The sequence below is a fragment of the Kribbella sp. NPDC026596 genome (assembly GCF_040638415.1).
Taxonomy (GTDB): domain Bacteria; phylum Actinomycetota; class Actinomycetes; order Propionibacteriales; family Kribbellaceae; genus Kribbella.
The window spans coordinates 41,849-68,734 of record NZ_JBEZYF010000048.1 but is presented as its reverse complement, the minus strand read 5'-3'; the positions used below and the strand labels follow the sequence as shown (position 1 = coordinate 68,734).

General features: G+C 67.0%; 33 protein-coding genes and 2 pseudogenes. 9 read left to right on the top strand and 26 right to left on the bottom strand.

The genetic code is table 11. The features are described 5' to 3' along the window. Positions 1-71 precede the first annotated feature (71 nt). From AB0E63_RS31675 to AB0E63_RS31665, 3 genes are all read right to left on the bottom strand, one after another. Positions 72-305: a hypothetical protein gene (locus AB0E63_RS31675; protein ID WP_360374398.1), complete on the bottom strand. Its 234-nt coding sequence runs from the start codon at positions 303-305 to the stop codon at positions 72-74. Between the two features lie 78 nt (positions 306-383). Continuing rightward, positions 384-989: a hypothetical protein gene (locus AB0E63_RS31670; protein ID WP_360374396.1), complete on the bottom strand. Its 606-nt coding sequence runs from the start codon at positions 987-989 to the stop codon at positions 384-386. A gap of 178 nt (positions 990-1,167) precedes the next feature. Next, entirely contained in the window at positions 1,168-1,626 is a 459-nt protein-coding gene (locus AB0E63_RS31665) for a hypothetical protein (protein WP_360374394.1), read from the bottom strand. Between the two features lie 6 nt (positions 1,627-1,632). Here AB0E63_RS31665 and AB0E63_RS31660 point away from each other — a divergent pair, with 6 nt between their 5' ends. Next, positions 1,633-1,878 (top strand): hypothetical protein, encoded by a 246-nt coding sequence (locus AB0E63_RS31660; protein WP_360374392.1) that lies wholly within the window; start codon positions 1,633-1,635, stop codon positions 1,876-1,878. Positions 1,879-1,974: 96 nt separating this feature from the next. Here AB0E63_RS31660 and AB0E63_RS31655 read toward each other — a convergent pair whose 3' ends face one another. From AB0E63_RS31655 to AB0E63_RS31635, 5 genes are all read right to left on the bottom strand, one after another. Then, positions 1,975-2,334, bottom strand: coding sequence for a hypothetical protein (locus tag AB0E63_RS31655; protein ID WP_360374390.1), 360 nt, complete (start codon positions 2,332-2,334; stop codon positions 1,975-1,977). Positions 2,335-2,889: 555 nt separating this feature from the next. Then, positions 2,890-3,207, bottom strand: a complete 318-nt coding sequence (locus AB0E63_RS31650; protein WP_360374388.1) for a hypothetical protein — start codon at positions 3,205-3,207, stop codon at positions 2,890-2,892. A 461-nt stretch (positions 3,208-3,668) separates the two neighbouring features. Then, positions 3,669-3,962: a barstar family protein gene (locus tag AB0E63_RS31645; protein ID WP_360374386.1), complete on the bottom strand. Its 294-nt coding sequence runs from the start codon at positions 3,960-3,962 to the stop codon at positions 3,669-3,671. A gap of 581 nt (positions 3,963-4,543) precedes the next feature. Continuing rightward, a complete protein-coding gene (locus AB0E63_RS31640) occupies positions 4,544-5,002 on the bottom strand; it encodes an Rrf2 family transcriptional regulator (protein WP_360374384.1) in 459 nt (152 codons plus the stop codon). Continuing rightward, the gene (locus AB0E63_RS31635) at positions 4,999-5,862 is read right to left on the bottom strand and encodes an MBL fold metallo-hydrolase (RefSeq protein ID WP_360374382.1); all 864 of its coding nucleotides are present in this window, start codon (positions 5,860-5,862) and stop codon (positions 4,999-5,001) included. Before AB0E63_RS31635 ends, AB0E63_RS31640 begins: the two co-directional genes overlap by 4 nt. Before the next feature lie 175 nt (positions 5,863-6,037). Between AB0E63_RS31635 and AB0E63_RS31630 the strand changes: the two are divergent. After that, positions 6,038-6,265 (top strand): annotated as a pseudogene (locus AB0E63_RS31630) (tetratricopeptide repeat protein); the annotation flags it as partial. A gap of 18 nt (positions 6,266-6,283) precedes the next feature. Beyond that, complete coding sequence (locus AB0E63_RS31625) at positions 6,284-6,457, top strand: hypothetical protein (protein ID WP_360374400.1); 174 nt, start codon at positions 6,284-6,286, stop codon at positions 6,455-6,457. 536 nt (positions 6,458-6,993) lie between these two features. Here AB0E63_RS31625 and AB0E63_RS31620 read toward each other — a convergent pair. The 5 genes and pseudogenes from AB0E63_RS31620 to AB0E63_RS31600 form a co-directional block, all read right to left on the bottom strand. Beyond that, on the bottom strand, positions 6,994-7,401 hold the full coding sequence (locus tag AB0E63_RS31620; RefSeq protein WP_360374380.1) for a DUF2267 domain-containing protein: 408 nt from the start codon (positions 7,399-7,401) through the stop codon (positions 6,994-6,996). A 122-nt stretch (positions 7,402-7,523) separates the two neighbouring features. Further along, entirely contained in the window at positions 7,524-7,736 is a 213-nt protein-coding gene (locus tag AB0E63_RS31615; protein ID WP_360374378.1) for a hypothetical protein, read from the bottom strand. Continuing rightward, on the bottom strand, positions 7,733-8,182 hold the full coding sequence (locus AB0E63_RS31610; RefSeq protein WP_360374376.1) for a J domain-containing protein: 450 nt from the start codon (positions 8,180-8,182) through the stop codon (positions 7,733-7,735). The genes AB0E63_RS31615 and AB0E63_RS31610 overlap by 4 nt, the downstream gene beginning before the upstream one ends. Positions 8,183-8,897: 715 nt before the next feature. Next, positions 8,898-9,167 (bottom strand): hypothetical protein, encoded by a 270-nt coding sequence (locus tag AB0E63_RS31605; protein WP_360374374.1) that lies wholly within the window; start codon positions 9,165-9,167, stop codon positions 8,898-8,900. Between the two features lie 196 nt (positions 9,168-9,363). Next, positions 9,364-9,605: pseudogene (locus AB0E63_RS31600) on the bottom strand (Hsp20/alpha crystallin family protein); the annotation flags it as partial. A gap of 352 nt (positions 9,606-9,957) precedes the next feature. Here AB0E63_RS31600 and AB0E63_RS31595 point away from each other — a divergent pair. Next, a complete protein-coding gene (locus tag AB0E63_RS31595; RefSeq protein WP_360374372.1) occupies positions 9,958-10,602 on the top strand; it encodes a hypothetical protein in 645 nt (214 codons plus the stop codon). A gap of 216 nt (positions 10,603-10,818) precedes the next feature. Here the strand turns inward: AB0E63_RS31595 and AB0E63_RS31590 are convergent, their stop codons facing one another. Beyond that, positions 10,819-11,739: a hypothetical protein gene (locus tag AB0E63_RS31590; RefSeq protein WP_360374370.1), complete on the bottom strand. Its 921-nt coding sequence runs from the start codon at positions 11,737-11,739 to the stop codon at positions 10,819-10,821. Between the two features lie 21 nt (positions 11,740-11,760). Continuing rightward, entirely contained in the window at positions 11,761-12,123 is a 363-nt protein-coding gene (locus AB0E63_RS31585; protein WP_360374368.1) for a hypothetical protein, read from the bottom strand. 194 nt (positions 12,124-12,317) lie between these two features. Between AB0E63_RS31585 and AB0E63_RS31580 the strand changes: the two genes are divergently transcribed. Together AB0E63_RS31580 and AB0E63_RS31575 are read left to right on the top strand one after the other, a co-directional pair. Further along, positions 12,318-13,046, top strand: coding sequence for a GNAT family protein (locus AB0E63_RS31580; protein ID WP_360374366.1), 729 nt, complete (start codon positions 12,318-12,320; stop codon positions 13,044-13,046). Between the two features lie 409 nt (positions 13,047-13,455). Continuing rightward, complete coding sequence (locus tag AB0E63_RS31575) at positions 13,456-14,145, top strand: class I SAM-dependent methyltransferase (protein ID WP_360374364.1); 690 nt, start codon at positions 13,456-13,458, stop codon at positions 14,143-14,145. A 100-nt stretch (positions 14,146-14,245) separates the two neighbouring features. On the opposite strand, the gene AB0E63_RS31570 is transcribed toward AB0E63_RS31575, so the two are convergent. The 5 genes from AB0E63_RS31570 to AB0E63_RS31550 all read right to left on the bottom strand — a co-directional run bounded on the left by AB0E63_RS31570 (position 14,246) and on the right by AB0E63_RS31550 (position 18,806). Continuing rightward, positions 14,246-14,437 (bottom strand): hypothetical protein, encoded by a 192-nt coding sequence (locus tag AB0E63_RS31570; RefSeq protein WP_360374362.1) that lies wholly within the window; start codon positions 14,435-14,437, stop codon positions 14,246-14,248. A 10-nt stretch (positions 14,438-14,447) separates the two neighbouring features. Continuing rightward, positions 14,448-14,924, bottom strand: a complete 477-nt coding sequence (locus AB0E63_RS31565; RefSeq protein WP_360374360.1) for a hypothetical protein — start codon at positions 14,922-14,924, stop codon at positions 14,448-14,450. A 14-nt stretch (positions 14,925-14,938) separates the two neighbouring features. Continuing rightward, positions 14,939-15,232: a nucleotidyltransferase domain-containing protein gene (locus tag AB0E63_RS31560; RefSeq protein ID WP_360374358.1), complete on the bottom strand. Its 294-nt coding sequence runs from the start codon at positions 15,230-15,232 to the stop codon at positions 14,939-14,941. A 53-nt stretch (positions 15,233-15,285) separates the two neighbouring features. Beyond that, positions 15,286-17,454, bottom strand: coding sequence for a tyrosine-type recombinase/integrase (locus AB0E63_RS31555; protein ID WP_360374356.1), 2,169 nt, complete (start codon positions 17,452-17,454; stop codon positions 15,286-15,288). A gap of 257 nt (positions 17,455-17,711) precedes the next feature. Next, positions 17,712-18,806 (bottom strand): tyrosine-type recombinase/integrase, encoded by a 1,095-nt coding sequence (locus tag AB0E63_RS31550; RefSeq protein ID WP_360374354.1) that lies wholly within the window; start codon positions 18,804-18,806, stop codon positions 17,712-17,714. Positions 18,807-18,977: 171 nt separating this feature from the next. On the opposite strand from AB0E63_RS31550, the gene AB0E63_RS31545 reads away from it, so the two are divergent. Next, the gene (locus AB0E63_RS31545) at positions 18,978-19,244 is read left to right on the top strand and encodes a hypothetical protein (protein ID WP_360374352.1); all 267 of its coding nucleotides are present in this window, start codon (positions 18,978-18,980) and stop codon (positions 19,242-19,244) included. Between the two features lie 59 nt (positions 19,245-19,303). On the opposite strand, the gene AB0E63_RS31540 is transcribed toward AB0E63_RS31545, so the two are convergent. The 6 genes from AB0E63_RS31540 to AB0E63_RS31515 are packed head-to-tail and all read right to left on the bottom strand — an operon-like array spanning position 19,304 to position 25,250. After that, positions 19,304-20,272, bottom strand: a complete 969-nt coding sequence (locus AB0E63_RS31540) for a cyclase family protein (RefSeq protein WP_360374350.1) — start codon at positions 20,270-20,272, stop codon at positions 19,304-19,306. After that, positions 20,269-21,423, bottom strand: a complete 1,155-nt coding sequence (locus AB0E63_RS31535; RefSeq protein ID WP_360374348.1) for an alpha/beta fold hydrolase — start codon at positions 21,421-21,423, stop codon at positions 20,269-20,271. The genes AB0E63_RS31540 and AB0E63_RS31535 overlap by 4 nt, the downstream gene beginning before the upstream one ends. Before the next feature lie 24 nt (positions 21,424-21,447). Beyond that, complete coding sequence (locus tag AB0E63_RS31530; RefSeq protein ID WP_360374346.1) at positions 21,448-22,185, bottom strand: SDR family NAD(P)-dependent oxidoreductase; 738 nt, start codon at positions 22,183-22,185, stop codon at positions 21,448-21,450. Next, positions 22,182-23,147: a fumarylacetoacetate hydrolase family protein gene (locus AB0E63_RS31525; RefSeq protein ID WP_360374345.1), complete on the bottom strand. Its 966-nt coding sequence runs from the start codon at positions 23,145-23,147 to the stop codon at positions 22,182-22,184. Before AB0E63_RS31525 ends, AB0E63_RS31530 begins: the two co-directional genes overlap by 4 nt. A gap of 4 nt (positions 23,148-23,151) precedes the next feature. Then, positions 23,152-24,090, bottom strand: coding sequence for a VOC family protein (locus AB0E63_RS31520; protein WP_360374344.1), 939 nt, complete (start codon positions 24,088-24,090; stop codon positions 23,152-23,154). Between the two features lie 29 nt (positions 24,091-24,119). After that, entirely contained in the window at positions 24,120-25,250 is a 1,131-nt protein-coding gene (locus AB0E63_RS31515) for an FAD-dependent monooxygenase (RefSeq protein ID WP_360374342.1), read from the bottom strand. Positions 25,251-25,381: 131 nt separating this feature from the next. Between AB0E63_RS31515 and AB0E63_RS31510 the strand changes: the two genes are divergently transcribed. Continuing rightward, entirely contained in the window at positions 25,382-26,311 is a 930-nt protein-coding gene (locus AB0E63_RS31510) for a LysR family transcriptional regulator (protein WP_360374340.1), read from the top strand. A gap of 115 nt (positions 26,312-26,426) precedes the next feature. After that, positions 26,427-26,885, top strand: coding sequence for an MFS transporter (locus AB0E63_RS31505; protein WP_360374338.1), 459 nt, complete (start codon positions 26,427-26,429; stop codon positions 26,883-26,885). Position 26,886 lies beyond the last annotated feature (1 nt).

The following is a 26,886-nucleotide window of genomic DNA, read 5'->3' as shown; positions in this document are numbered from 1 at the left end:
CCCTCACGAAGCACCAGCGCAGCAGCAGGACGGTTCGCCATACTCCATACTGACCCACCATCAACCGTTACCTAATTAATGACACGCGACACTAGATGCACGCTCACCGCCTCGGTCTGCGACTGCTGCGCAGCGAAGTGCAGAGCCGTGAAGCCTTGCCTGTCGGCCAGGCCGATGTCGTCCCCCGCGGCCAGGCGGTTTCGGATGCCTGGGATGTCGCGTTCAAAAGCCCGGTAGTGGAGTTCCTGACGACCCTCGCGATCCATGCCGACAGTCTGTCCCATGGCGCGATCGCTCATCGGCATGACGGCGCCTTACTATCTGCGGCAGATCGGCGACGTCTGGCAAGAGCGCCAGAATCGTCGCGGACGGCTTGCACATCCTCAGGATGCCCGCACTCCGAGTGCGGCGAGGAGGGCCCAGACTGTGTCTTCGACGAAGACATCGCGGCGGCCCAGGAGCTCCTTGATGCGCTCGACAGGCTCAACGGCCAAGCCAGACTCCAGCGCCCAGTCACGGAGCGCGGCAGCGGCGACTGTGGCCGGTGAGCTGTGGTCCCGGAGCATCGCGCACACGCGGTTGAACTCGAGCTCGGACCTCTTCTCGAGCTCCTCGCGCGCCGCCCCCTCGAGCATGTTGCCCTCGTCGTCGAACGGCGCGTACCCCGGGAAGATCGATGAAGCGTACCCCTCGAGATCGATGAACGTACGCGACGCGCCGGTTGATCCATAAGAGACGACATCGGCCCCGTCGCTGTCGAACACTCCGATCAGCAGCAGCGGCGGGCCATCGGCCTTCGCCCACCTCTGCACGAGTTCGGCTGATGCATCGAGGTCGATCTGACGACACCCAAGCACGCCCCACGGCGCACGAACGTTGCCGGCGTCCTCCGTCGGCGACCAGTCGAGGAGCGGGGCGATACCGTCGCGAGCGTGTGCGGCGAACCGGTCAGGTTCCGAGGTGACAGCCCAGGTCGCAGTGAGGTCCATCGACATCCTCCCGATAAGTTCGATCCAGATCCCGCCAAAATCCAACACCATCCGCCGGGGACATGGGAAGGTCGCAACCATCTCGTTGGGGACCGATCGGCAATCAGCCAGTGGCCGCGGCCCGCACTCTCCTCGGAATGACCGAGCCGTACTATCTGCGGCAGTTGAGGACGTTCGGTCAGTCGCCCTCGAAGGTGATTGGGCCAGCCCATGCTGGCCGCCTCGTGCGAAGGGCAACGTAGTCGGCGATGACCTGTGCGGTCTTAACCGCCAACGGATCGTTCAGCCGATCGGCTACAAACGCCAGCTCGTCGAGGAGCGACTCGCATCGCAGCGGGTCTAGCCGCACGGGCTCGGAACCGCCCAGCATTGGAAGGGTGTGCAGCTCGTAGGCCTCTGCTACGCCGGTCAAGCGATGAAATAGCCGACCAGACAGCCAGAGTGAGTCCTGCTCCGCCGGGCTGGACTCGAACACACCCACAGTCTGGTCGTCCTCCTCGTAGGTCGACGCATCCAGGCGGTCGGCAAATCGGTCGCGCGTCACGGAGACATCATCGCAGTCGCGCGTTTGGCACATGCGCTCATCGGCTATGAGCGCGCGGAACGCGGCTGATCCGGACGTCTCGGATGCCATCATGCGGCCATGACAAGACGCCTAGCTCAAGCCGGGAACACCGTCGTTCCGGCCATCCTGGCCATCGAGTCGCTCGGCTTCGAAGTTGCCGCCGTTGGAGACGGAGTGATCGCACACAGGGGTGACGAGGAGTACGTCGCGGACGACCCTGTGGCGCTCCTCGGATTGATCCGCTTGGTCGAGCTGCGCTCTTGGAAGTGGTACGCCAGCGATCAGGAGATCGATCTGACTCTCCGTCGGGTCGGCTGGCAGTGACGCGCGCACATCGGCATTGGTCGCGCTTCACTCTCGGCGGCATGTGCGGATGTCGGATCGATTTCGCAAGGTGGGCGCTGCGAGCGCGTGTGGCGGTCACTCTCGCCAAGCGTCTTGTCTGGCCTTCTCAGCGAGCAGGGCCGTGGGCCAAGAGGCTACGAACGCGTCCGTCTCTCCGGGGCCGGAGCCGACGTTTTCCACGAACGACACAGCGACGGCGTTAGCAACGCTCTCGTCACCGTCGCGGAGGGCTCGATCCACGAAATCCAAGCATCGTCGGGCGACATCGCGCTCACCGCCATGAAACTTCTGCACGACGAATCGGAGGAGATCCGACATCAACAGATGCAGGAGCAGCTCGCCGTCCTGGTCGAGAAGGTGCTCATCTACGACGGCTCTGGCCTCAGGAGCCTCCGCGACCAGTTGATCCGCGAACGTTGCTTCGGTCACCGACATGTGGCCAGTCTGCCCGACCTAGCGCGTCCGCACATCGGCAGTTCCGGGCTTTCACTGTCGGCGGCATGAGCGGACGTTTCGTCCGGCGCGGGACTGAGAGGCATGGCCGGGAGCCTTATGCGTCAGACGGTGGAGCGTTCACCCTCCTGTCGTGATCCCACCACTGCTCTGAGATCACAGCACCGATGTCGTCGTAGGTACGACTCACGCCATGGCGAACGTTGGCACGCCAGAAGTCCTCGGCTCGGAGCCGTCCTGAGGCATCCGAGTCCCGAGCCGGTCCATGCTGTAGACCGTCGACATAAGAGAGTTCGCTACGGGCGCCGTCCACCATGACCTCGACGGCGATGCCCGTGAACAGTTGACCCCGATCGTGCATGACCAAGTCTGGCCCAAACTCCAGTTCAGCGTCGGGCACCCGCAACGCACTGCCTTCCTGGCCCTCGTTCACGCGAGCACCATGCCACGTCCCTCCCCGCGTAGTGCTCACGGGGCATGACCGCGCACGGACAGCGGCAGATGAGGGCGTGTTCGGAGCCGCGGAGCCGCCTGTCGTCATCGCTCTCTTGGCGCTCCGCGTTCCCACCAGTCGTTGGGTGGCTGCTCCTGGATCATGGCCGCTGCCACCTCGACTTGTAGGTAGTTGCAGAACTTCCACAGTTCTTTTGCCGCGCGAGAGTACTGGAAGAGGACTCGATCGACGTCGAACGCATCAAGTTCGCTGGCACGGTAGCGATCGATGGCGGCCCCGACATGGGCGACCAGGTCAGCCAGTTGCGCGTCGTGGTAATCCGCGACTATCGAGCGCGCCGCCCGTCGCTCTGACTTGCTGGACACGAGTCCGAGGTTACTGACCGGCTCGCGCCTCGTCACGGCATGAGCGTGAAAGACGCAGACACGCCAGCGAGGAGACATCCTGAATTCGGCATGACCGCGATTCACTCTCCGCGGCATGAGCGGTCGTCTCCGTGCGACACTCCGGCACGTGGACGAACAACAGCGTAAGGCGATCCACTCGCGCTGGGGGGAGCGCTTGAACCGTCGCACTGGAGACCCGGGGTATCGAGAAGAATGGTACTGGCAGCAGTGCGGTGGCTGCGTTCACTGGTTGGCTCTGGGCGGCCGGATCGGTGCCGACTGGGGCGTTTGCTCCTCTGCGTCGTCTTCGTTCGATGGCTGTGCTCGGTTCGAGCATGACGGCTGCGAACAGTTCGAAGAGGATCCGAGCGGGTTCGGGATCACCCGCGGTTAGGAACCGCTCATCGGGCAGGACCGCGCGTATCGCGGCAGATCCGTGCGACTGGCTACTCCAGCTGGCTGGCTCAAGGCGCCCGTCATTGAAGCTCGAACTCGAATCGTTCGTTCCAACCGAACGCGAGATCCTGCGCCGCCGCCTCGGCAAAGACCCCAACGATCTTGTCGAAGACCTCCTCGCCGAGCCGCGATCGACTGATGCGCGAGTCGAGCCAGACGATACGCACTGGCCGCGGTACGTCCGTCAGGAGACGATCCCGCAGCGCGGCGACATTTCGCCCGTAGTACTCGCCAAACTCAAGTTGCCGCTCGAGGCTTCGGTGCACGTCGAGCTCCGTCCGAACCTCCGCGCCGACGATCCGGACCTCGGCCATGTGTCAACGGTATGTCCTTGGTCGGTTCAGATTCGGACACCGCGTCCGCACATCGGCAGATCCGGACGTTGCGGCCAGACAGCTCGGCAGAGGGTGCGGAGGGCTCGGACGACGAACCCCCAGCGTCGGAGAGTGGCCTCTGACCTGTGGGGTCAGACGTGGAGCCGCTGCCGGAATCGAACCGACGACCTTCTCATTACGAGGAGGACGCTTCGCCCGCTCTCATGAGGCACTTCCGGTTGAGTGGTCACCGACCAGCCGGGATTCTCATGCTTCTTCGCCGTTTCGCACCACGTCCCGCACCACGAGTAGGAACCGGGGCGATCGCGGCGGTTGGGGACATGATTGGTCACTGGATGCCCGGCGCCCACGTGCGCGGTTTGGTCGGCACTTCGATCGTCCGGACGTTCGCTGGACCACCGGAGTTGATCAGCAGCTGATCGATGTCGGACTTCGAAGGCTCATGCGACGCGCGCTGCGGGCGTTAGAGCTGCGCGGAGCCGGGTGCGGTGGAGCCGGCGGTGAACTGCGCGGTGTTGAAGCTGACGGTGCTGCCCGCAGTTTCCGCGAAGCCGCCGCCGTCATTGAAAGCCGTTCTCCACCGTGTAATGGGATGCTGCCAGCGTCGCATCCAGTGATGCCGCGATCGTGACGGTGGCGAGGCGTTCGTCGGCTGCGCGTTCCGCCTCGCGGTAGACCTCGCCGAGGGTGGGCCGGATACTGCGGCCGATCGGGCAGTTCTCGGACGGCGGCGAGGTGTGCAAGCCGAACAACGGCCCGTCGTCGAGCGCACGACGTACGTCGGCCAAGGTGATCTCGTCAGCGGGCCGGGCCAGTACCCAGCCCGCGTTGGCTCCACGCTGGGAATGGACGAGTCCGGCCTCTCTGAGGCGGCCCAGCAATCGGCGGATCAGGACCGGATTCGTCTTCACGCTGCCAGCGATGCCGTCCGAGGTCGCTGCGCCGTTGTTCAGTCTGGCGCGCAGCTCGATCCATTCCAGCGAATGAACGGCGAGCGCCAGTCGGGAGTTCGCGCTCATGCGCTTTGTCCGGCGACCGGAGCTCCCGTGACGAGTTTCGCTGTACCCCATGCGGAACCGACGTTCGTTCGCCCCGGCTGCTTGGCGAGCAGTTTCCGGTAGAAGTCGAGGGCGTCCGCGGAGGTCGCCGCGATCTCGTCGACATCGCGCAGGTAGTCGATGGTCGCGTCGATGTCGGCGGGCGAGTCGCCGTTCTGCGGCTGCTTGTGCCCGCTGACGACGAAGGCAGGAGTCAGTGCCTTCAGCTGCTCCAGAGCGTGAATCCAGTTCTGCCGAGTGGCCGGGGTGGTCTCGGCGAGGTACGGATAAGTGGCGTTGTAGACCACATCGCCGGCGACGAGCAAGCCGAGGCTGGGCACCCACAGCGACGTGGTCGACTCGGTGTCGGTTTGGCCTGTCTCGATGATCCGCAGCTCGTTTCCCTCGAGCTCGAAGGTGTCGCTGTCGAGGGTTTCCGGGAACTCGATCGCAGGGATCTGACCCGGGAACAGCTTCTCCCAGAAGCCCGCGACGTACTCCGGCGAGGCCTGGATGCGCAGTTGTGCGATCGTTCCCTCGGTGGCCAGGATGCGAGCCTCCGGGAACGCTCCACGCAGCGCCCCGATACCGAACACGTGGTCGCCGTGGCCGTGCGTGAGGTACACCGCGGTGAGCTTCCTGTCGTGCCCGCGGACCCACTCGATCAGCCGCTCGTTCTGCTCGACGGTGGTGAACGTGTCCACCAGAACGGCGTCCCGCTCACCCCAGATCAGCGTGGCGCTGTTCGCCACCCACCGCAGCTCGACATCACCTTCAGGCAGATCCCGCGTCACGCCTTCACGGCGCACGGTCATCACTTCGTAGTGCAGTTCGTTCGACACGGTGTCGACTCCTCTCGCGTACAGCCAATGTAACCAGAATGGTTGCGCTATACAAACTGGCGATGGGTACGCGACGCGGCCGGCGACCACGCGGGCGCCGCCACCGCTCTCAAAGAACTTCTCGCCGACCAGGTAAGCGTCCTGGGCCCCGACCACACGCAACACCCTCAAGACCCGCGCCAGCCTGGCCCTCTGTTCTGAACACGCCGGGCAGCCTGTATCCGCGGCCGCCGCTTATGAGGAACTTCTCGCCGATCAGGTGAGAGTCCTAGGCCCCGACCACCCCGACACGCTCAAGAGCCGCCGGAGCCTGGCCCGCTATCGCGGCAAGGGCGGCGATCACGCAGGCGCGGTCACCGTTCTCAAGGAGGTTCTTGCCGACCAACTAGAAGTCCTGGACCCGGACCATCCCGACATCCTGGTGACCCGCGGCAACCTGGCCTACTGGCGCGGAGAGGCCGGGGATGCCGCAGGCGCGGCCACAACGATCGAGGAACTGCTCGCCGACCAGCTGCGGCTACTTGGCCCGGACCACCCTGACATCGTCGTGATTCGCGACAACCTGGCCTACTGGCGCCGGCGCGCCGAGGGATAACACGTCAGTACTTTTGATCATCGCTGAGCCGCTGTTAGCAAGTCGCTGTCACGGAAGTTGAGCTGGTGGCGTTGTGCAGGTGCTTGCAGAGGTATTCGACATCAGGTGCGCGCCTGCGGTTTTGTGCGCACGGACCGACCTTCCGCTGGACTCTCGGCGAGTTTACTTCGCTGGGGCCGCCATCATCGGCTTCGCGGGCGAGTAGTCCGAATCGAACGGGCAGCGCTTGATTGTCCGGCGGTGCCGGGGCCCCTATCTCAACCCGATCGGCGCAGTCGCCCGGGCACCGACCGGCCCGGATGCGATGGAGATCGCCGGCCTTCGCCAGGTCACAAAGGACCGTTGAACCCAGACCGTCGACCCTCTCATTACGAGGAAGACGTACAGCGTCGCATCTGCTCTCTACCAGCGCTTTTGCTCACAGGGCCGCCTGCACCGCCCGTAAGATTCCTTATGGGTCTCCGTGAGTTCGCACCACGAACCGCATCACGATCCTCAGGCATCATGCGCCGCTGGGCGCGCACCAGCCATCATGGTCAGATGGGCTGGGGGTGGCCGAAGAGGAGGTCGTAGCCGTCGGGGAGCTGGAGCAGGATCTGCTTCAGCAGGTCATCGTCGGCTGCGTCGGCGACGGTGGACAGCACGGCGCTGACGTCCCAGGCCGCGGTCTGTTCGGTGGCGCCCTCGATCCAGGCGGCGGTCGCCCGGACGAACCGCTCCGGGGGTAGCGGTTCGGCGCTCTGCAGCGGGTTGAGCAGGATCAGGGCAAAGCCCTCCGGCAGGCGCGCGGCGAGATGGGCGCGGACGTCGCCGACCAGATGCGCGCCGAGCAGGGCGAGCACCACGCGGGCCGCGCGCTCGGCTTCCTCCGTAGTGCCGTATTCGCCGCGTTCCTTCACGTGATTGAGGAACGCTTCGCGTCGCAGCGTCATCTTGGCCGCCACCTCTTCCTCTTCTGGTCAGGCCGAGCTTGGCCAGCGACGTCTCGAAGGCACGCTGTACGCCTTCGTAATGTGCTTCCCGGTCTTGTTTCTGGCCCGCTTCGGACAAGGCCTTCGGCGAGATCTCATCTACTGGCTGCGGCGTCGCGTGCTGTGCGGGTCTCCAGGTTCGCGATGGCTGTGGCGAGTGTTTGGGTTGCCCGGTCGATCGACTCCGCCAGGGCGAGGGTCGCATGGACCCGGGCCATCTCGATCGAGGCCGTGTTGGGGTGCCCGTCGAGGGTTGGGAGTGCAGCGGCTGCCAGGAGGTCGGCGGCCGCGTCGGCGTGGAAGCTCATGGCGACTCCTTCGTCGGCGGCCGGGATGCCCGCCGGTGACCCACGTGCGCGTCTGGCGGTCTGCCGCGTCCAGGGGTGGCTGGTGCCCAGTGAAGGGGGCCGACCCGAAGCGGCGGCTCGGCACGAGGCGATGACATCGCCGGTTGGCCGGGCGGAGCGGGCTCGGCGAGGCTCGTGCGTGCTGTTTGGGCCACGGCGTGCGTCGCGCGGTCGTGGGCCGCGCGGGCCACCGGATCGCGCAGGACGGCGTAGGCGGCCAGAATCTCTTGAAACCGTTGACTGTCGCCGGGTTGCCCGGTGGTGTTCTCGCCGGCCTGGTCGCTGGTTCTAGCGTCGGGATGGTGTTGTCGGGCCAGTGCCCGGAATGCCTGGTCGAGCTGGTGCGCGTCGGCGTCCGACGACACTCCCAGGACCTTGTACAGGTCGGTGTGCCCGGTCGATGTCATGACCCGTCCCTCCCGAACTCGTCGTCTCCGGAACCGTCGGCGTGAGTGGTGTCGCGGTCAAGGTGCGCCTCGTGCCTGGTTGTGTGGCGCTGGTGGGTTCGACGGACCCGATCGATGCTGATCCAGACCAGTCGGCCTGATTGACCGATGAGTGCCTGGGCACCACGGCGGCCGTGCCGGACCGCGTGAGCGGTGGTGGTCATCCAGCGGCCGCCGATCAGCACGTCCACCCGCGCCGGAAATGGTCCGTCGCCCAGCTCGGCGACGCTACCTGCGCCCCTGGCCGGCGGGGTCGCCCACGGGCTAGGGGGTGTCTGTGTCCGGAAGGTGTCACGGTCGGGTTGGGGAGTAGTCATCATGGTCTCCACCCCTGGTGGATGGATCGGTCGGGGTCAAAGGACAACACGGTGGGTGCGGGAGGGACGCGGGAGGTGGGACGGGGCGATGTGGCGGGTGGCCGAGCAGCGCCCGGGACGTCATTAGAACCACGGTGCTGCGTGACTTGTCGCGTCCAAGAGGACAGGGCGTCGGTGGCTGAAGACGCATAGAGGAAAGGAGTCGCAAGCGACCACATCGCCGGTCCCTCGTACATGCGGTTCTCGGCTTGAGATATCACCTCCTGTCAATGTGAGAGGCCGCGGCAGCAGCGCCACCAGGACGTCGAACCCGAGCTTCGGGTCGGTGATGCCGGAACCAGGCGGTGGATCTCCCGGATTCACCGCGGGGGTCCACGCTGCCGGGCCTCGAGGCTATGCAGCGGTCCGTGCGGGTCAGGACAAGCTGTCGTCCGCCCCGGCGGCCGCGCCGGCCGGGGTTTAGGGCCCGGGCGGCGCGGCCGGCTCGGCGGCGCGGGCGGTGAGTCATCCCAGCAGGCGGCGATCAGGTCGTCGAACTCGGCGCGCAACAGCTCCGGGTCGTCACCTACGCCGTCCCAGAACATGTCGAGCTCATCGGCCAGACCTGCAGCCATGGTTGTCTCAGACATCTGCACTCACCAACTCCTCGCGCCTTGCCCAGCGCACTCAGCCAAGCCCAACACTGCCTCTGCCTTCACGGCGACGCACTACGACGGCCTCCGTCGGTCAGGCGTCGATCTGCTTGTGCTCGCTGCCGGTGTTGGCGATGGCAATCTTGCGTGGCTTGGCCTGCTCGGCGATCGGGATCCGCAGCATCAGCACACCGGAGTCGTACTCGGCCTCGATCCGATCGGCATCCAGGGTCTCGCCGAGGAACAGCTGCCGCGAGAACACCCCGAGCGGCGCTCCGACACCTGCATCTCGACGTCCTCGCCGACCTCGGGTGGTCGCCGTTCGGCCTTCACGGTCAGCACGTTGCGCTCGACATCCAGGTCGATCGCGTCCAGCGCTACACCGGGCAGGTCGAACGAGACGACGTACTGGTCGCCGGCGCGGTAAGCGTCCATCGGCATCGGATTCGGCCGCGCCCAGGTGCCCGGCGTACTCGTACCTCCGAAGAACTGCTGGGTGAGGCGGTCCAGCTCACGGAACGGATCGGTTCGGATCAACATCTTGCCTGTACCTCCTGTCGGCCCCTTGGGTGTGAACCTGTCTCGCGTTCTGTGTAGTGCTCAGCACCACTTCCCGATATAGCATGTCATCGAAACGTTGACAAGAGCGCTCGTCAAGATTCGGATGACACATTGGATGCTTGGAGGATTCGTGTCGGAACGTCGGCGGAGAAAGGCCACGGCCCCCGCGGGGCCGGAGCGTGACGCGCCATCAGCAGGTGACGCGCTGAGGCTGCTGGAGAACACCGTGGCCCATCTCGACGCAGTGGGGGCGACCGCAGGGCCGGACCACGACGGCGCGTCCGGCGAGACTGTGGCCGCCGACCGGCTCCTGGTCGCCCTGACCGAACTGCGCCGGCTACGGGCCTATCTCGCACGCTGGGAACCGACGTTGGTCGCCGCCGCTCGCCAGCGGGGCGTGACGTGGACCGACATCGCCCCCGCGCTCGGAGTGTCCAGCCGGCAGGCCGCCGAATCACGCTACCTGCGGACGCAACGCGACGGCGCCGAATCACACACGACCACCCGTGACCAGCGGATGCGCGCCACACGCGACCGCCGGGCAGGGGACCGTGCGGTGGCCGGATGGGCCCGCGACAACGCCGCCGTACTGCGCAGCATCGCCGGCCAGATCACAGCACTGCCCGCCACAGAAGGTACCGATGGTGCGGCCGGCGCCGGCCAGCATGCACGGCTGGTCGCCAGGGTGAACGACGCGCTCGGCAATAACGACGCCGCCGAACTCGTCGCCCCCCTGCTCGAGGCCGGCTCCGCGCTGAGCGCGAACCACCCGGACCTGGCCCGCCGGGTTTCCGCCCTTGCGGCCTCGGCCGAACAGGTCCGCACAGCCGACCTGAACCGCCGCAACCCCGGCGGCGGCTCGACCGAGTAGCAAGTACGCCAACTGGAGCCCTCGGCCGCTCCGCGCTTGAGGACCCCGAACGCGACGCCGCCGTTCAGGTCCAACTGTGCAGGAGGATTCCGAAGGCCTGCCCGATCGTCCGGGTCCGGGTCTCCAACCCCGCGTACAACTTGTCGATCACTGATCGGCTGTCACGAAAATGCTCGGCCGCCATGCGCCAAGCCTCACACGAATCGGGCGCTGGGCTCAGGGTTCCAGCGCGTTCAGCCGCTGCTGCTCGGTGTCGCGGCGTTTCCGGACGGCGGCGGCGTTGCGGGCCGCGTGGTGGAAGGCGCGTTGGAGTCGCGGGAGTTGTTTGCGGGCGTCGCGGAGGGCTTGGCGGGTCTGCTCGAGTTGGTCGTTGAGCCGGTCGAGGTCGGCTTGCAGGTCGGCGATCCGGTGCTGGTGCGCGTCGAGGAGCCGCTCGGCCTGGTCGCGGTCGGTCTCGGCTGCGGTGTAGTCGGCTTCGGCCGCCCCGAGGCGTTTCTGCTGCGCGGCCCGGCGTTGCGCGAGGGTCCGGTCGACCTTGGCCCGGCTTTCGGTTGGTGCAGTGGCGCGCTTGGCAGGCTTGGGCGTCGGGGCCTTGGACGCAGGTTGGGAGCGGCGAACGACGCGGGGCCTGATCGGGGCGAGCTGGGCCGGGTCGCCGTTCTCGTCGACCACTCCGAACCCGACATGGCGTAGCGCGCTGGACAGCTGCCCGGTCCGCAACAGCTGGGCAGCGCCGGGGTCGACGAGGGCGGCGTCGAGAGTTTCGGTCAACCGCTCCGTGGTCTGCGCGGTGACGCGCCGACCACCGGCGGCACGCCAGCTCGCGACGTGGACGAGATCGCCGACCAGGTCGTGGCGCTGCCGGGTCAGCTCGCGCCGACGCCCGCTGTCGGCGGTCAGATAGGTCTCGCGCAGCTGCTCCCCCAACTCTGTCAGGGCATGAATACCGTCGGGGTCGGCGCGGACGAGCTGGTTGGCGAGCCAGGCAGCGATCGTGGGCTTGCGCAGGGCAACGATCGCCGCGGGGGCCACCTCGTCACCGTGGCCTCGGACCGCTCTTGCGAGCTGGTTGCGGGCGGCCACGAACTGCTCCGGTGGCAGCCCGTACAGCTCAACGACCGAGGCGTCTATCTCCACCCTTCCACGATCCAGGTCCGATCAGCCGGCGCCAAGCTCGGCCGCAAGCACGGGCAGGTCCTCGGGCCGTAGGTCCGGGCGCAGGCGCACGTACCGCATCCCGTGCCGGGCCTGCCCGGCCTGGGTCGCGGCGTCGGCGGTGACCTCGACCACGACGGTCCGGTCGACCTTGATCAACGGCTTCTTCGAGTCCGGTCCTCCCCACCGGTAGGAGCTGATCTCGTCCGGCCACGGGTGGCGGCGGCGCGCGGGGGTCAGTACGGCGGCGAGCTGGGCCGACTGCTCAGGCCTGAGCGCAACGGTGCGTCCGACAACTGTCAGCTCGGAATCGGCGGTGTAGAGGCCGGCGATGACGACCTCCGGGCGGGTGATCGAGCCCAGCACCCCGCCGACGATGACCTCACGGGTCGCGCGGTGCTTGACCTTTCAGAGGGCTCGATTCTGTGTCGTGCACTGTCGCGCTGGGTGGCATTCGCCAGGTGCGCGACACCGTCCACGGTGCTATGGCCTGCTCGACATCGCCCCGTGCCTCCGACTGAGCCGAACGACCGAGATTCCACGGACATCTGCCCTCGCCGGTGCAGAGGCGGCCGGCGAGCAGGGACCGGTATTTGAGCTGCGGTCGGTTCGCTTCAGTCCGTAGCGTGCGACATGTGCAGGGTAAACCGGAACCAAGGGAGCCGATAGACGTGCGCGCAGCGGATGCCGACAGTCCGGTGGTGGCGCTCTCGGATGGTGTGGTCACTCTCCGGTCGTGGTCGAGAGATGACGCCGGGTTCATGGCGGAAGCATTCGCCGATCCAGCGATCCGACGCTACAACGGGGCCCACGACCGACTCGGACGACCGGCTCCGCCGCTCTCGATCGAGGACGCTGAAGCGATCATCGACGAGTTCGCGTCGAGCTGGCGGGCGTTCGGCGCGGCGGAGCCACCATCTGGTGTTGCATTCGCGATCACGGACGCAGCCTCTGGTGGCCTGGTCGGCTGCTGCGGCGTCGATGACTGGTCGAAGGCAGACGTAGCGCAGTTCGGCTATTGGATCGGGCCGAGCGCGCGAGGGCGCGGGTATGCGACTCGGGCGGTGGTTCTGCTCACACGGTGGTTGTTCGAGCTCGGCGCAGCTCGCGCCTTCCTGACGGTCGAGGCGGACAATGAAGCGTCAGCTGCGGTGGCCCGCCGCGCGGGGTTCGTGCACGAGGGAACGATGCGCGCACACAGCGTGTGGCGGTGCGAGCGCATCGATGTGATGTGGTTCGCGGCGCTGCCGCTCGAATGGACGATGCGCGATCCGGACGAACCAGCGTGATGTGCAACGCGATCGGAGCCGGGCTGGTCATGTCCTTCGGCGAGGGCAACGAGTGAGTGGATGTACGCCATGCAATGAGAACGTAGACCGCTCGACGAGGACGATCCTCATCCGCTCGTAACGACTTGCCCTGCAGCAGCACGTCCGGACCCTGGAAAACCGGCCGTCAGAGAGCCTTGGTGAGGACGTCTTTCTCAACAGTGGCCTGGGCGCACCCGACGACGTCCGCAGCCTCCAGCATGCACTCGCCGATCGCGAGCAACAACTCCTCGAGCTGCGCCGCCAGCTCGAAGAACGTGGCGATGAACTCGCCGCGGCCCGAGCGGCCAACCGCGAATTGATGACTCAGCTCAACGCCCGGCCTACTTGACGCTCAGGCGGAACGGAGATCCGTCGATACTGTCGCACTATGTCTCGTGCCTTCCAGAGAGCGCTGGCCGCCGTGGCTCGCTTCAATGACGCCCATCCCTGGTCCCACAACGACGCATATGCCGCACTCGTCCTCCACCATGCACGTCGTGTCCGCGCGGCCGGTGGAACGGAGGCCCTGGACGTGGGCTGCGGGACAGGCAACCTTGTCCGCCGGCTTGCCAGCGTCTTTCCCGCAGTTACTGGCATCGAGCCCGATGCCCCGACCGCGGAGCAAGCTCGGCGCACAACCGCAGACCTCGCCAACGTCCGCATCCTGACCCAACCATTCGACGAGTCCCACAGGAACCGCTACGACCTCATCACCTTCGTGGCGGTGCTGCATCATCTGCCGTTGCAAGCCACGCTCAAGAAGGCGCGCGGATTGCTGCGCCCGGGTGGCCGACTCGTGGTGGTCGGCATCAGCCGAGAAGCGCGCGCAGACCTTCCATGGTCGATTGCCTCGCTGATCCTGAATCCGATCGTCGGCGCCGTCGCGCATCCGCGACGATCAAGCAAAACCCCAACGCATATGACCGCCCCCACCGCCATGGCCGCGGACTCGTTCGAGGAGATCGCCCTCACCGCTGAACCCATCCTGCCCGGCGCCCGGCTCAGACGCGGCCTGTTCTGGCGATACACATTGTCCTGGACCGTCCCACAGGGACGCTCCGCCGAGACCGACCAATGAAGGCGAGCTCGTCACTACACAACTCCAGTCGTGCACGACACCTGTCGTGCACCGTCGCGCGGCAACGACTCGCCGCCTGACCTTGCAGGTTCAGTCAGAGCTAACCCAACCGAACACTGGCCACCCCAATAGAATTGACCTTGACCCAGGCGTCGCGCCGCCCCGGGGTGTAGCGGGTCGCGGCACCCTTCACGACCAGACCCTCCACACCCATCGCGGCCGGCAAGACCTCGAACCACTCTCTGGCCTCCTCGGGGTCGGCGGTCACCGGGGTCAGCTGCAGCGGCGGCACCTTATCCGAACTAGTGCTCCAGCAGTGGTTCGTGATCAGGCAGGTCGGACTGCTTGACGGTGGTGGTGTGAGTCAGCGCAAGGGACTTCTCCAGAAAATCGACATAGGCGTGCCCGGCCGAGAGGCTGTCGAGGCGCCCGAGTGTCGCGAACTGGTCAAGCAGCTGACGCAGGGCGGCGAGGTGGTCTTTCCAATCGCCGTCAGGCGTATGGGGGCCGCCGAGGAACTCGATCGTCCGGGCCGTCTCTGGTGAGCGGCGGGCAAGTTGCTTTCCCGCGATCGGGACGAGCGCAAGCCGCATGGCCTGCTCATCATTGGAGCTCTTCGGGGTGGCCGACTCGTGCTGGCCGCGGGTGAGGTACTCGGAGAAGGTGGCCGAGGTCCGGTCGATGGCGCGCCGGTCGACGATGATCGTGCTGTCGGAAGGCCAGCGCGCCAGGGAGAGCGGGTGGATGTGCCAGTCGATCCACAGCGGAAGCCCATCCACGACGTACTGAGCGCTCACCGCTCTCGTGCCAAGGGGCCGTTGTGGCGGGCGTCGATGGCGAAGGCCAGTCGACCGCGGCCGTTGGGGAGGCGGCCGGGTGTCGCGTAGTCGTTGAGATGTGCGTCCTCCACGACGATGAGGAGGTCGATGTCGCTCCAGTCGTCGGCGCCACCGGCGCCCAGAGAGCCAACGAGGGCGGCGCCGGCCACTACCTGATCGTCTTGGAGGGCGGCAGTCACGGCGCTCAGCCACCGGGCTCGGATGCTGGCGAGGCGGGGCGCCGGCGGTGCACTGCTCTTGATGCTCATCGCATTAGACCTTAGACCGGCAAATGCGGATCCCGCGACCGACATCGGACGTGTCAGTGATGGTGGATGGTGGGGAGGCCGAGCAGGACGGGACCGTCGGCCGTGGTCTGGTGTTCCATCTGCTCGAGTTTCTCGTGTGCGCCGGTGAGGCTGACTTTCAGTCCTTCGACCTCGCCGAGCCAGTTGTTCTGTTCGGCTTCGGTGATGCGGGCATGCAGGTTGGTGATGATCTCGCGGAGCCGATCGGCCTGGGCGGGGTCGGGTCGGAGCAGCGCGCAGCGCAGGCAGGCGTGTTCGTGGTGGCAGTTGGTGCCGTAGGCGCGGCCGCAGCTGCCGAGGCTGACCTTGCGTTTCACAAAGTGGCCTTCGAACTCTTCCCACTCCGCGGGGGTCGGGCGACGGTATTCCTCGCTGGGCCGGGTGAGCCGTCGCTGGCCGATCCAGGTGCGGTGATGGCGGATCACGTCTTGAGGGTAGATCGCCGCGTAGCCCTGTGTGGTGGCGATGCTCTTGTGGCCGAGCAGGACCTGCACGATGTGCGGTGGCAGGCCGCTGGCCAGGGCGTCGGTGGCGAAGACGCGCCGGAAGTCGTGGGTGGTGAAGTGGACTTGTTGTCCGTCGATGATGATGTTGGCGCGTTCCGCGCACCTGCGTATCAATGTCCAGACGGTGTCGGGTGAGATTGGCCGGAGTTCGGGACCCCAGTACTTGGCGAACAGGTGCGGCAGTGCAGGACTCCACTCGTGGTCGTGCGGGTCCCATCGTGGCGTCAGCGGGATGTCTTGGTGGCCGCCGCGGACGCGGTGGATGACTTCGGAGAGTACGTGCACGAGTTCGGGACCTGCGACAAGGAGGCGTTCCTCGTCGGTCTTGCTGGGTGCGATGTGCAGGAGGGGGATCTCTTCTTCTGTTGAAGGGATCCGGTAAGGAACGATCGACACATGGGTCAGTTCGAGTAGCTCCTCGCACCGGATTCCGGTGAGCCGAAATGTCTCAATCAGCGCCCATGACCAGAAAGCTGCGTCCTCTTCGTAGCTGAGGTTGCGCGACTTGTGGTTTGCGCAGTCGATGCGAACCGGTCCGCTGGGCCGGGCCCGTCGGACCGTCCAGGTATCACCGGCAACGCTGATGGTGCCACCATGGCCGGCCGCGGCGGCCGCGGCGAGCAACTCGGCCGACGCGTGGCGGTCCTTCCGCGCTTGTGCGAGTAGCTGCGGGAGAACCGGCGCGATCTGGCGAGTCCGTTGCTGTGTCCGCGCAACTTGCTTGCGGCGCAGCTTGGCGTAACCGGCCACCTCGTGCCGGCTGATGGGTGAGGCGCATGCCCAGGGCGCCCAGTAGGAGTCCTCCAGCGCCCACTGGGCGAGGTCGAGATAGAACGCCCGGACGATGAACAGCTGGTTGAGGTGGTTGACTCGCAGCTCGCCGTTCTGCCGGATTCTGATGCCTTGCTTCCACTCGTCGGCGATCTCGCGTGTCAGAGCGAGGGTCGGCAGGTCGGGGTGGCGAGAGGTGACGTCCAGCCAGAAGTTCTTGATCAGGATCTGGGCGTGGCTGCGCCAGGTGGAGTAGTCCAGGTTCGGCCGGCGCTGTTTCAGGTACTCGAGGAAGAGCTCACGATGAGGACTGCGGAGCTCGTAGCGGTCGATCAGTTCCTCGGCCGACAGTTGCGGCTCGCGGCCCCGCTGCACCGGCCAGGCCACGGATTCATGTGTGATCCAGCCCAGGTCCATCAGCACCCGCCACAGGTGCTCGATCGAGCGTCGATGCGAGCTATGCAGTCGCAGCGGGGTCAAGGCCGCATCCATGGTCAGCAGGTCCTGCGCGGTGACTTGGCGGATCGTCTTGCCGGTGTGCGCCAAGATTTTGCCCAGCGTGTGCCGGACTCGCTTGCTGAGCGTGGTGCTGCCGAGAAGTTGATCGATTCGCGCGCCGATGGTTGCCGCGTTGTCGAGGTCGCGATATTCGCCAATCGTGTGGAACAGGCCGAGCTGGCGGCCCTGCTGCCAAGCGAAGGACGGTCGCAGGATGTCGAGGACGACCATCACGGTCAACCCCGCCGTCAAAGTATCCCGCAGAGGTTTGGCGCAGCCGGGTTGCACAACGGTCTGCCAGTCCTCGTGACCAGCTCGTCGGCGCCCGCGCGCCGACGTCGCGGCGTCGAGCAGCAGCCACCGGTCGTTCCACGTATCGCCCGGCAGAGCGGCCAGGTAGTCAAGCACCGCCCGAGCTCCTCTGCCTGAGCCGGCCGCCCAGTTGCGTTTCGCCGGTGTCATGGTGCTTGCGTGGTGTCCTCGACCGGTGCGCTGGCATGCTGCCAGTTGATGGTTCTCGACCGCCTGCTGGATGTCATCAGCGGTTGCGGTGGCCCACCGCATGGGCAGCGGTAGTTCGGTGATCGGCGCAGGGCGCGGCGGACCCGGCGACACCTCGAGCAGCGGATTCGGACTGCGGCGGGTGCCCTGTTTGACTCCGGCCATCATCGGTCCCTGCCCAACACCGTCGACAACGCCCCCGGGTCGTAGCTGGCCAGGCCGCCGTGTGGGTCTTGGTCGACGGAGGGACCGAACACTGCACGGTGGTGAGCGACAACATCCTCGAGTCGTGGCCTGCTGTAGACGGCGAGCGTGTCGAGGGACGCGTGGCCGAGCAGGTCCTGCACCTCGTGCATCGGCACCCCACCATCCAGTGCGCGGATCGCGAATGTGTGCCGCAGATCGTGCAACGTCCAGTTGGCCCCTAACGATCTGTTCACCCGAGCCATCACCGCCCGCAACGCGTCGTAGGTCAGCGGCCGGTGCGGCTCGCGCAACGTCAACCAGACCGGCTGTCCATCTCCGGGCGTTCCGCGGTCGAGCTGGTAGAGCCGCAACCACACGAACGCATCCGGCGACGCCGGCAGCCACTGCCGGGACCCGCCCTTGCGCACAACGCCGATCAGCTGGTCACCGTAGTTGATCATGTCGCCGGTCAGCCCGAGCAGCTCCGAGGCCCGTGCGCCGCTGCTGACATAGAACGCGGCCAGCGCCCGGTCGCGATGCGACTTCAGCTTGCGGAACAAGTCATTGAAACTCGCGTCCGGGATCGCCCGCGGCAGCGGCTGAGACTCCTTCTGCCGCAATGCACGCCGCCTGGTCGGCGCAAAGTCGTCCATCGGGTTGTGATGCCGATTCGGCCAGCCAGCAACCGGAACAGGATTGACCACAGGTCCCTCGCCCCGCTCGCGATGGAACTCGTAGAACTCGTGCACCGCCGACAACGTGTGGTTGATCGTCGCAGGCGCGTAACGGCCGGTCTGGGCCTTCTTACCCGTCACCCGGTTCACCGGCAGTCGAGGCCCGGGCGGATTCTTCGCGCCAGTGAACTTGTCCGCCTGACGCGCCCACAACACGAAGTCGCGGACCACCCTCTCCGATGTCTGATCCCAATGGCAGTCCGTCGCCCAGCAGAACCGCAGAAACCGCAGCAGCGACATCGCGTACGCCCGCACGGTGTGCCGGGAACAGTCGTTGGCCACCAACTGCAGCAGCCACTCCGTGCCTGGCCCGAACTCCAGCCCCCCGGTATCGACCACGATGAATCCCGGTTGCCGACCGGTCGCCCGAACGCAGCCGTCGGCACGCACATCCGGATCGGGTGTCCTGCTACTCCCAGCCATGCCTGCAACGGTGCTCCCCGCACACACCGGCCAACCGCTCCGACACGCGCTCTAACCTCGCAGACTGATTCGGTTAATACACCACCGTTGCAGCTCTCACCTGCCACCGACGACCCCGACGAGGCGAAGGAATGGCCGGCGGCGTTCAAGTCCAGTGGTGTCGAGGGCCTGGTGGCCAAGGGCGCGTCGACCGCCGCGCCGTGGGCCTGGTCTTTTATGACGCGAAGTGGCCGGCCCACGCCGACGACCCCGATCGAGCCGGCGCTGTCCGGCAGCACGACGGCTGCCGTCGTATTGGTCACCACCGCCTGGACCTGGGCGGCGTTCCTGCAGGACAACTTTGTGGCCTGGTGAAGACGGCCGTTCCAGCACCGCCAGCGACGATGCCGACCTGGGGTGGGCGACGTCGCCGATCATCGCACTGCGATCGGGTTCAGGGGTGCGCCGACCGCGCCGGTCACCTTCAAAGGTGCCGCGACGACGAAGAACTCGTAGATCCCGTCCTCCGCGCAGGCTGCCGCCAAGGCGTCGGGATCCCACATCTCGCCGATGAACAGCCCGATGTGCGGGATCGCGACCTGGTGCAAAGGCTGGAAAGCATGGTCGAACTCGTTGGGCCGGACCTCGAATCCCCACGTGTCCGTGGCGACGGCCGCGATCTCAGCGCGATGCAACCAATCCACGGTGGTAAAGGACAGTCCGGGGGCGGGCCCGCCGGCATACTCCCCCCAGCCGTCTCGGCGAGCGCGGGTGAGCTGGCCGGTACGGACGACCACGATGTCGCCTTGGCCCACTGCCGATCTCGGTCCCTGGGCGGCGATCGTCGCCTCGAGGTGTTCCTCGGTGATCGCGAACCCGTCGGGAAGTTCCCCGTGCATGCCGAGGACACGGCCGACGTCGAGCAGCACACCCCGTCCGGCGATCGGGTCGGCCACAGTCTCGATACCGGTCACTCCGTCGCCGAGACTGGTGACGACCTGGTCGGCGCGCCGCCCGTTCCAGGCGACGCCGTGGTCGAAGATGTGCCCCAGGCCGTCCCACTGCGTGGAACACTGCAGTGGCATGGAGATGACGTCGTCCGCGCCGCCGATGCCGTGCGGGAATCCCTGGGCGCCTGCGGCCGCGTCGGTGCCGGTGTCCAGCATGGTGTGTACGGGATTCGTCCGTCGACGCCACCCCCGCTGCGGGCCTTCCATGTCGAACGACTGCGACAGCGAGTACGACGCCCCTGTGCGCACCAGCCTCGCAGCGGTTCGGCGCTTCTCCTCGGTGAGGAAGTTCATGGTGCCCCGCACGTCGTCGGCGCCCCAGCGCCCCCAGTTGGAGACCCTCTTGGCAGCGGAAGCGATCGCGCCGTCGGGGTCTGCTCGATCCGGCTTCACGACAACTCCGCGAAGGTGCCGGCGACCCAGTCGGCGATGAAGGTACCCACGTGCGGCAGATGGTCGAGCCCGATGTGCTCGGTCGCACCCTCCTCCGGGCAGAAGATCCGCAGTTCACGCTTCGGGCTGTTGACCGCTTGCTCATAGGAGCGATGCGCGTACTCGAGCGGGATCTGCCGGTCGTTCTGGCCGTGCGCGATCAGGAACGGGCAGGTGATCCGCTCCACGATCCCGTCCAGGTGGACCGCCTCCGTCTTCTTGATGAACGTGTCCAGGTCGTCCTCGCCCCACACCCACATCGCGTGGTCCCAGTAGTGCGGGACCGGGTTCTCACCCTCACGCTCCAAACGCCGTTTCTGCACCGCACCCCAGTTGTGGTTGGCGCCCCACGCGACGCACAGGGCAAGGCGCTTCTCAAACGCGGCCGCACGCGGCGCGTAATAGCCACCCAGCGACCAGCCCACCAGGCCGATGCGGTCGGGTCGCACGTCCGACCGCATCAGGAGATAGTCGACGCAGGCGCTCGCCCAGCCCTCCGTGGCGACCCGTGCGGTCAGGGCACGCAAACGCAGCGCCTCGCCGCTTCCCGGACAGTCGACCATGAGCGTCGAGATTCCGCGGGCGGCGAGCTCGGCCGGGAACCCGGAGGTGTACATGTGCTCCTTGGTGGAGTCCAGGCCGTTCCACATGATCATCACGGGGGCGGGCTCGCCCGCACGGCTGGCGTCGGTGAAGTACGCCGGCAGGCTGCTTCCCTCGAACGGCACTTCGACCCGCGTGGTGGCGGGGTCGACGAGCTCGAAGCCCTTCTGCAGCAGATCCATGCAGTGCTGGTAGGTCGCGCTGCGGCCAGGGTCCTTGGCGCTCTGCATGCGCTCGGCCTGGCTGAGGTAGACCGCGGCGCGGATGTACTTCTGCCCGGCGGTGCGGCCGTGGCCTGCCTTCCCTGCCTCGATCGCCTGGTGCTCGAGTTGGTCCGCCACGTCCTGCCAGGCCCGCATGAACTCGGCGGTGCCGACGTCGGAGCCCTGCTTGGCGAGCTCGCGGATCGGGCGACACGCACGGTCGACCTCATCGATCAAGCCGCCGCTGTTGAGCGCCGCGACGACCCCCAGGTTCCACACGTAATTGCCGGGGAAGTACTCGAACATGCTGCGTTTCCTCGTTTCGATGGATCAGGGAGCGGCGTACACGGGCCGCAGGGCATCGGACACCGGTTTGGCACCAGCCTGGGACGCCGTTCCGCCGTCGACGGGGATCTCCGCACCGCTGACGTAGGAGGCGGCATCGGACAGCAGAAAGGCCACCACTTCGGCCACCTCGTCAGGCGTGCCGGTGCGTCCGAGCGGGCAGGCGTCCACGGCAGCTGTCCGGAACGCCTCGGGAGCTGAAGCGGTCATTGCGGTCTCGACGAATCCGGGGTGCACGACGTTGACGCGGATGCCTCGAGAACCGAGCTCGAGAACCGCAGCATGGGTGAGCCCGCGAAGGGACCATTTGCTGGCCGTATAGGCCACGGGGTAGTGCCCCTGGAGGCCGGCGAGCGATCCGACGTTGACGATCGAGGCTCCGGCCGGCATGAGCGGAGCCAACGCCTGAATCCCCAGCAGGGGGCCGAGCACGTTGACGGCCTGTACCTGCCCGAAGGCCTCGGTGGTGACGTCGCCGAGGCGGGCTCGCCACGTCGTGCCGGCGCAGTTGACCAGACCATGTACGGCGGAGCCGGAAAGCTCGTCGGCCAGCGTTCGCCAGGACTCGGCGTCAGTCACGTCGCAGAGGCGGATTCCGTCGCACGCCTTGCGGTCGATGCCGACGACCTCGCCCCCACGTCGGGCGACAATGGCGGCGACGACAGCTCCGATGCCGGATGCGGCTCCCGTCACGACGACCCGGCGGCCCGCAAGACTGGTCATCGCGCGACCGCCTTCACCCGACGGCGTACGTCGGGCACCGACGGGGCTGAAACGGCGTCCGCCACGGTGTTGCTCACCGATCCGATGCCCTCGACCGTGAGGGTGACGACGTCACCCGCCTTCAGCGGTGGCGGGTCCTGCGTGCCGCGGCGTCCCCACAGCTCGGCGAGGCAGCCTCCGTTGCCGACTGTTCCCGACCCGAGCACGTCGCATGGTGCAACGAGGCTGTCGCGCGAGGCGTAGGCGATCATCGCCTCGAACGTCCAACCCATGTGGGACAGCAGGTCGCGGCCAACCTCCGTACCGTTGACCTCGGCTGAGCACCGCAGCGCGAGGAAGCCGTCCTCGTCGCGGAACGATTCGAGCTCGTCCGCGGTCACGATCCAAGGCCCCAGGGTGCTGGCGAAGTCCTTCCCCTTGGCCGGACCAAGACCCACCTGCATCTCCCGGCGCTGCAGGTCCCGCGCGGACCAGTCGTTGAGGACGGTGTAGCCGAAGACATGGTCGCGGGCCTCGTCGACGGACAGCGACGAGCCTGCCGCCCCGACTACCACCGCGACCTCGAGCTCGAAGTCACGCGCCACACTCGTGGACGGGAAGCACACCTCGTCGCCGGGCCCGATCACCGTGTGTGGGTTGGTGAAGTAGAACGTCGGGCCGTCGTACCAAGCCTCCGGCACACCGTTGGCCCCGTCGACGCTGCGGCGAACACCCTCGACGTGCTCCTCGAACGCGACGAAATCCCGCACGCTCGCAGGCTGCAGCGGCGCTCGCAGCCGTACATCCGCGAGCGGGAGGCCGGCCGCGGTCAGCGCCGCATCCGACAACGACCGGGCGGCCGGCAACCCCTGCTCGACGACGCCGCGCATCGTCAGCCCGGCCGCGAAGGCATGGACGAGGTCGCCGTCGACGACACCGACCCGCTCGGTGCCGCCGGGATCGAGGAAGGTGGCGAGCTTCACGGGTTCACACAGGAGGCGCGACGAAGACGCCGCGGTCGGGGTCATTGAACGACCGCTTGGCGACGAACTCGCTCATCGGGTTCGCGGTCCCCCACTGGTCGGTGACGTCCGGGTCGGAGAAGTCGTAGAGGTGCGGATGCCAGGTGTCCTCGTCGAGTTCCTCGAGTTCGGTGGTGTATTCGATGGTGTTGCCGTGCGGGTCGAGGAAGTAGCTGAAGGTGTTGTTGCCCGCCATGTGTCGGCCGGGGCCCCAGACCTTCTCGATCCCGGCGCGCAGCAGCCGTCCTGTGCCACGCATGTACTCGTCGATACCGCGCATCTCGAAGGAGGCGTGGTGCAACGAGACGTGCGGGCAGCGGGCGATGGCGAGACTATGGTGGTACGCGTTCGTCCGCAGGAACCACATGACCTCGCCCAGGTGCGGGGAGAACAGGGTGTCGGACAGCGCGAAGCTCAAGTGCTTGTCATAGAAGGCGACCGTCGCCTCCGGGTTCGGCGAGTTGATCACCACGTGCGACAGCTTCACCGGGATCGACTCGCCCGCCTCGATCTTGCGGTGCCGCCTCACCTCGACGTCTGCGGAGACCTCGATGGTGCGACCGTCGTTGTCGAAGAAGCGGAAACCGTAGCCGCCGCCCGGCGTCTGGAGCTTGCCCGGCTCCGAGACCAGCTGGACACCATCGGACCCGAGCCGCTCGGCCAGCGTGTCCACGTCGCCAGCGCTGGCCGCGCCGAAGGAGATGAGGTCCAGCCTCTTCTCCCCCGCCTTGCGCAACCGCACGGAGTACTGCTCGGGCGAGCCCTCGGCCGCAAGGAACACGATGCCGTCGTCGGTGGTCTCGGGCTTGAGTCCCCACATGGTGGTGTAGAACTCGAACTGCTTGTCGTAGTCGGGCACGGCAAGGTCGACGTGCCGTAGATGGGTGAGCAGACGCGCGGTCATCTCGTCTCTCCGTTGGTTGGTCGGGTCGGTCAGGCGGGTTCGGCGAGCAGGTGGGAGATACGCCCGATCAGTCCGGACACGTCGCCCTGCTCGTGGTTCAGCAGCCACTGGCCCAGTTGCAGGGAGGCCTCGACGACAGCGCGGGCCCGCTCCACCCGTCGGGCGTGGAACTCGGACCACATCTCCTCGGTCAGGGCATCGGCACGCGTCAGCACGTCGTACAGCACTGCAGCATCCTCGAGCGCCTGGGCCGCGCCCTGCGCAATCGTGGGCGGGCAGGTGTGCGCCGCATCGCCGATGAGTACGACGCGCCCGCGGTTCCACGGGGCTTCGAGAAAATGGGCCTCGAACCAGGTGTAGTTCACCCGCGTCGCATCGGTCATGCTCTTCCGGATCTCGTCCCACGGCCCGTGGTACGCGGCTGCCAGTTCGCGCATCACCTCAAGGGATTGCTGCGGTGCCAGCGTGCTGCGGTTCTGGGCGGCCTCGACAAGGTAGGCGTAGAGGCTGTCCTCGCCGGTCGGGCAGTAGCCCGCGATGAAGCACGGTCCGCCGTAGAAGAGGTCGGTCCGGGTCACCGACGCCGGCCTCGGCGCGAAGACCCGCCAGATGCCCATCCCGGTCTTGCAAGTCTCCAGCAGGATCCCGAGCTCATGGCGAGTCCACGACCGCACGCCGTCGGCGCCGACGACGAGGTCGTAGCGGCCGCGACTGCCGTCGGCGAACCGGACCTCGACACCGTCCTCGTCCTGCTCGAGCGACGCCGGGATGGTGCCGAGCCGGAGCTTCGCGCCGGCATCGACGGCCCGGTCCACGAGGATCCGCGCGAGCTCCGGGCGATACATGCCCATCGTCGCGGGCAGATCCGGGCCGCCGGTCCGGATGTCGTCGATTTCCGCCAATGGCGTGCCCGCTGCGTCGGGTGCCCGCAGACCGAGGGTCGTGAACGCGAACCCGTGCTGACGCACCTCATCCCAGACACCGAGCTGCCGGAGAATGCGCAGGGCATTGCCCTGGAGGGTGATGCCTGAGCCGAGCGCGCTGACGTCGGGCTTGGTGTCGACCAGGTCGACCGCTACGCCCGCCTCGGCGAGCAGGATGGCCGTGGCGGTGCCGGCGGCACCGGCGCCGACGACAAGGACGTTCTGGACTGCGGGCACGGCTACTCCCAGGTGCTTGGGGAACGGCCACCTCTTCGAGCGAGTGACCGGCACCACTGTGCGCAGCGATCCCGCCATCACGGAACCACTAGTTGCCAATGGGCAGCATCGATGTGGCTTATGGTTGACTCGTGCCCGGGAACGATCTGCGGAATCTGGATCTCAACCTGCTACTCACGCTCGATGCGCTGGTCCACGAACGCAACGTCACCCGGGCGGCTGAGCGATTGGGGCTCAGCCAGCCCGCGGTGTCGGCGGCGCTCGGCCGCCTCCGTCGGCACTTCGGCGACGAGCTGCTCCACCGGACCGGGAACCGGTACGAACTGACCCCGCTCGCCCAGCAGCTGAGCTCACGTACGGCATCAGCGCTCGTCGGCGTCCAGCGAGTCTTCGACGCCTCACCCGACTTCGACCCGATGACGTCCGAGCGCGAGTTCACCCTCATGGTCTCCGACTACGCGGCGACGGTCCTGGGCGATCGCCTGGTGACGACGGTCGCCGACGTCGCCCCGCTCGTCCGGCTGCGGTTCCAGCAGAACGACACCAATGCGGTCGATCATGCACTCGAGACCTTGCGCAGTATCGACGGCATGGTCATGCCGCACGGTTTCCTGACCGACATCCCGGCCACCGACCTCTACGAGGACAGCTGGGTCTGCGTGGTCTCCCAGGACAACGAGCTCGTCGGCGACGAGTTGACGCTGGAACAGCTCGCCCAGACGCCGTGGGTGGTGACCTACCACCGGCCGACCGCCTTTACACCAGCGGCCCGGCAACTGCGGATGATGGGTGTAGAGCCGCACGTCGTGGTGGTGGTCGACAGCTTCCTCGCCGTCCCCTTCCTGGTGGCGGGGACGAATCGGGTCGCGGTTCTCCAGGCGAAGCTGGCACACCGCCTCGCCAGCGCCGGCATACGCGTTCTGCCGTGCCCGTGGGAGGTCGTCCCCCTCAAGGAAGCGTTCTGGTGGCATCCGATCTTCCGCCACGACCCCGGGCACGCCTGGCTGAGGAGTGTCCTGCAGGACGTCGGCCGCGAGGTAGCCGGACCACCAGCACATTAATGCGGTGGATACCTATACGAAACAGCATTGACTTCCCAGCTAGCTCGCTGAACCTTCACGCTCATTCCGTGGCGGCCGCCACCACGCCGGTTCCCCGAGCACAGCGGAGTTCACGATGACCGACAGCCACCTCCACCACGCCGTCACCCTCGATGAGCGACACCCAGGATCCGCACGCACTGCCGGGCGACCGCAGGGCACGTTGCTGATGTTGATGAGTTGCCTGCCGGTCCTCGGCGCCGTCCTGCTCGCCCCAGTGCTGCCGTCGATGCAGCAGCACTTCGCCGGTACGCCGAACGCGGCCGTGCTGGTCCCCGTAACGCTCACCGTCCCGGCCTTGGTCATCGGCCTCGTCGCGCCGTTCGCAGGTAGCATCGTGGACCGGTTCGGCCGCAAGCGGCTGCTCGGCGCCCTCGTCACCTACGCACTGTTCGGCACCGCACCGCTGTGGCTTGACGGCCTCCACGCCATCGTGCTCACCCGCGTCGGGGTCGGCGTCACCGAGGCGGCCATCATGACCTGCTGCACCACCTTGATTGCCGACTACTTCTCCGGCACCGCTCGCGACCGCTAGC